The 4013-nt window shown below is 36.8% G+C and carries 5 protein-coding genes; 3 read left to right on the top strand and 2 right to left on the bottom strand.

From position 1 onward, the window contains the following. Positions 1-5: 5 nt before the first annotated feature. On the bottom strand, positions 6-230 hold the full coding sequence (locus HUN22_RS15850) for a hypothetical protein (protein ID WP_174731342.1): 225 nt from the start codon (positions 228-230) through the stop codon (positions 6-8). A 149-nt stretch (positions 231-379) separates the two neighbouring features. Between HUN22_RS15850 and HUN22_RS15845 the strand changes: the two genes are divergently transcribed. Next, positions 380-898 carry a GNAT family N-acetyltransferase gene (locus tag HUN22_RS15845; RefSeq protein ID WP_174731339.1) on the top strand — a complete coding sequence of 173 codons (519 nt, stop codon included), beginning with the start codon at positions 380-382 and terminating at the stop codon, positions 896-898. 61 nt (positions 899-959) lie between these two features. Here the strand turns inward: HUN22_RS15845 and HUN22_RS15840 are convergent, their stop codons facing one another. Then, a complete protein-coding gene (locus HUN22_RS15840; protein WP_174731345.1) occupies positions 960-1883 on the bottom strand; it encodes an alpha/beta hydrolase in 924 nt (307 codons plus the stop codon). Positions 1884-1993: 110 nt separating this feature from the next. Here HUN22_RS15840 and HUN22_RS15835 point away from each other — a divergent pair, with 110 nt between their 5' ends. Together HUN22_RS15835 and HUN22_RS15830 are read left to right on the top strand one after the other, a co-directional pair. Continuing rightward, positions 1994-2899: a LysR family transcriptional regulator gene (locus HUN22_RS15835; RefSeq protein ID WP_174731336.1), complete on the top strand. Its 906-nt coding sequence runs from the start codon at positions 1994-1996 to the stop codon at positions 2897-2899. Positions 2900-3048: 149 nt separating this feature from the next. Further along, positions 3049-3987, top strand: a complete 939-nt coding sequence (locus HUN22_RS15830) for a LysR family transcriptional regulator (protein WP_174731334.1) — start codon at positions 3049-3051, stop codon at positions 3985-3987. Positions 3988-4013: the final 26 nt, after the last annotated feature.

Below are 4013 nucleotides of genomic sequence, written 5' to 3'. Positions count from 1 at the left end.
ATATATTATTCTGTTATACGGCCTGCACGTCCTAAAGCTTTAATAGCGGTTTGATGAGCTCCAGTCCCTGCACGTAATGAATTAACTACATTTATCAAATATTCTACAGCATGTTCACCACCTGCTTCACCCAATGCTTCAAGAGTACTACTATAAGTTGCAGTACCTTCGCGTAATGAATTTGCTATTTCTATTAAGTGCTGTACAGCCTTGTTATTTGCATTTGACATAATTTTAATCCTTAACTTAACAAGTATTTGTACCTATTTATTATAGTTTATTAGCTCATATTTCAAGGTTTCAAGGTAATATTTAGGTTTTAATAATTTTCTAAAATAAGATCTAGTGAAATTTTATTCAAATAACTTTGAGAAAAAATATGAAAAATATTGAAATTTTAGAAATAAAAGAAATTGGTTACCATGAAGAAGATTTATCGCTATTGTTAGAAGATTCTATCAATAGCGGAGCTTCTATAGGTTTCTTATCTCCCGTAGAAAAGGACGATGTTTTAAATTACTGGCGTGAGGTCAACCATAAATTAGCACAAGGGAATAGCCATCTATGGATTGCTATTCAACGAGGAAAAATTGTAGGTAGTGTTCAATTGTCTTTGGTGAGTAAAAAGAACGGAGTTCATAGAGCCGAAGTTGAAAAACTCATGGTGCTCACATCTGCAAGAAAACAAGGGATAGCAACATTACTAATGAATGAACTAGAAAATTTTTCACGAGAAAAAGGTCTGCGCTTACTTGTCTTGGATACACGTGAAGGCGATGTGTCCGAACTTTTATATAGCAAAATTGGATTTGTTCGTGTGGGTGTCATCCCAAGTTTCGCATTAAGCTCAAATGGGAACTACGACGGCACAGCAATTTATTATAAAAAGCTTGTTTAATTACCGCTAAAGCCTATCTATTTGGAAAGTTCCCCAATTGAGAAACTTTCCAATATTTGGCTTAAAGATGTTTTTGAAAAAACGGAATAATTTTTTCTAAAGCTTGGCCAACAGCCTCAGGTTGGTCATATAATTCATAATGGCTTGCATCTTTAACCACAAAGAGGTTTTTATGTTTGGATGCCGCTTTGCTATATAGCTCATAACCGTCACGATATGAACCAAACCCTCCAGGTATTTCACCAATTACAATTTGTAGTGGTTGTGTGAGAAGGTGTTCAGCCAAGTGGAATGCATCAAAATTAACAGCAGCCGCTAAACCTGAAAAACGAAGTTTATTTGGTGAACCTTCTGCCTGACCGCGCGGGGTTTTGTAGTAATCAATTGCTTCTTTAATATCAATATCATTGATTCCAGCTTGTTCACGCTCTTGCTGTGAGTTTGGAATGTACTGGGTAATGAATGGTTCAGCACCACGCGCTTCGGCAGTTCGCTGTGCTGCAATGGCTTCTAAAGTTTTAATGGCCGCGTCAGGTGTTTGATCACCTTCACGCATGAGACGACCATAATTTGCGCCCACAACAGTCGCCACTGCTTTAAAACGGCGTTCAGTCATAGCCGCATTAACCGCATAACCACCGCCACCACATACACCTAATACGCCAATACGGTTTTCATCAACATAAGTAAGCGTTGTTAAATAGTCGGCTGCACAGCGGAAATCTTCTACACGTGTAGCAGGGTCTTCAATAAAGCGAGGTTCACCGCCACTAGCACCCTGATAAGCTGCATCAAATGCTAAAGTAATAAATCCAGCTTCAGTCAGTTTTTCACCATAGATTGTTCCTGCAGTTTGTTCTTTACAGCTACTAATGGGGTGAGCACATACAATCGCTGCGTATTTTTTGTTTTCATCGAAATCTTTTGGAAAACGAATAGTTGCAGAAACATCGATGTTTTTATTTTTGAAAATTACAGTTTTCATCATCTTATCTCCGAAAGAGAAACTAGGTCGATGAAATCAATATACTCGTAGTGATTTATTATGATAATCCACTATAATTAGATAGCACTTATATTGAATACTTATAAATAATGAAAGAAAATTTAAATGATTTGCATACTTTTATGGTCGTTGCTCAAGAACGGAGCTTTACCCGTGCAGCCGCAAAACTGAGAACATCACAGTCAGCCATTAGCCAAACCCTCCGCAATTTAGAAGACCGAATTGGCATAAAACTATTATCAAGAACCACCAGAAGCGTAGCGCCTACAGAAGCAGGTGAATATCTACTCAATTTGCTTCAACCTGCAATACAAGAAATAGAGCATGGCATAAATCAAATCAGTGCTTTAAAAAATGATCCAGCAGGAACATTACGTATTAGTGCCGATGAATATGGAATACAAAGTGTTTTATGGCCAGCAGTTGAAAAAGTCATACAACAATTTCCAAAAATTTCAGTAGAAATCATCTCTGATTATGGTCTTGTCGATATTGTAGAAGGTCGTTTTGATGCAGGGCTTCGAAGAGGCGGTTTGGTTTCTAAAGATATGATCGCTTTACAAGTAAGTGAACCAATACAAATGCTAACGGTTGCCACCAAAGAATATTTGGATCGTTATGGTCACCCCAAGCAACCAAAAGATTTAGTTGAGTACCAGTGCATTAATTTAAGATTACCCACACATGGTGAACTCTATCGTTGGCAATTTACCAAACAAGGTAAAACGCAATCTGTTACCGTTAACGCTAAAGTTGTTTTTACAACTTTATCTCCAGTGCTTCAAGCAGCAAGAAGCGGTGTAGGAATCGCTTATCTACCTATTGATATGGTTCAGCCTTATATTGAAAGTGGTGAACTGGAAGAAACGCTTAAGGACTGGCGACATAGCTATGAACCTTATCACTTGTACTATCCCCATAGACGAGAACAAGCACCTTTATTAAATATCTTAATCAATGCATTAAAAGAAAATTTTAATGAAACAAATATATGAAGATAAATAATATTTATGAGTTTAGAGCGTTTATTGCTAAACCTATAGGGTTTAATTATTCGTAGAAGAATAGTTTCACAGTTAAATTTTTAATGCGGTAACTTGAATTTCATAATTTAATTTATTGCTAATACTTTAAGGAATGCCATGTGAATAAATTTGTAGATATGACAACTTTCGTAGCAGTTGTCGATGCAAAAAGTATTTCTGAAGCAGCAAAAAGACTAGGGATTGCTAAATCGGTTGTAAGTCAACGTATACAACAATTAGAAAAACGTTTGAACACTCGACTCTTTGAGCGCGGTAGGAAATTAATAATTACTCAGTCAGGATATTCATTTTATGAGAGATGTATTCATATTTTGGAAGAGATTGAAATCGCTGAAACTGAGGCCGCTACTAATAATTGTCATTTAACAGGGCGTTTACGTCTTTCGGTACCAATGGCGTTTACTGAACGATATCTTGCATCTATTCTCGCCAAATTTGCTATTGAGTATCCAGATTTAGAACTTGATATTGAAGCTACTGATAATTTTGTGAACTTAAACGACGAGAATTTTGATGCAGCCATTAGATTGGGACGTTTAAATTCATCTTCCCTGATTGCTAAAAAAATCTCGGTTAATCGACATGTGCTATGTGCCAGTCCAAGATATCTGGAATTACATGGCGTTCCTGAACACCCTAACGATTTACAAGATCACGAAGGGCTATTGTATATATTGAGAGAACATAATGGAATGTTGCAGTTACCTGTTGAGGGGGAATTGCAATCTTTTAGGATTCGTAACCGCATGCGAACCAACAGTGGCCATCAATTGCTAGCTGCAGCTATGGAGGGGTTGGGGGTAACGATTTTGCCAACCTTTATTGCTGCTGAATATATTGAGTCAGAAGCTTTATCAATTGTTTTACCCAAATATACTCCATTAGGTGGTGATATTTCAGTTATTCATCGTCAAGGTCATCGAAATTCAAACAAGATTACTGTACTTGTAAATTACTTGCGTGAATCTATTGGTTATCCACCAATATGGGATCAAATTATTCTTAAAAAGTTACAAGAAATAGATCATTCATATTAGGTTTCGAGTAAGTCGGTCACTTGAAT

It is taken from the genome of Acinetobacter lactucae, from assembly GCF_013344765.1.
GTDB lineage: Bacteria > Pseudomonadota > Gammaproteobacteria > Pseudomonadales > Moraxellaceae > Acinetobacter > Acinetobacter lactucae_A.
The sequence above is the reverse complement of the archived record's forward strand: the minus strand, read 5'-3'. Positions and strand labels throughout refer to the sequence as shown.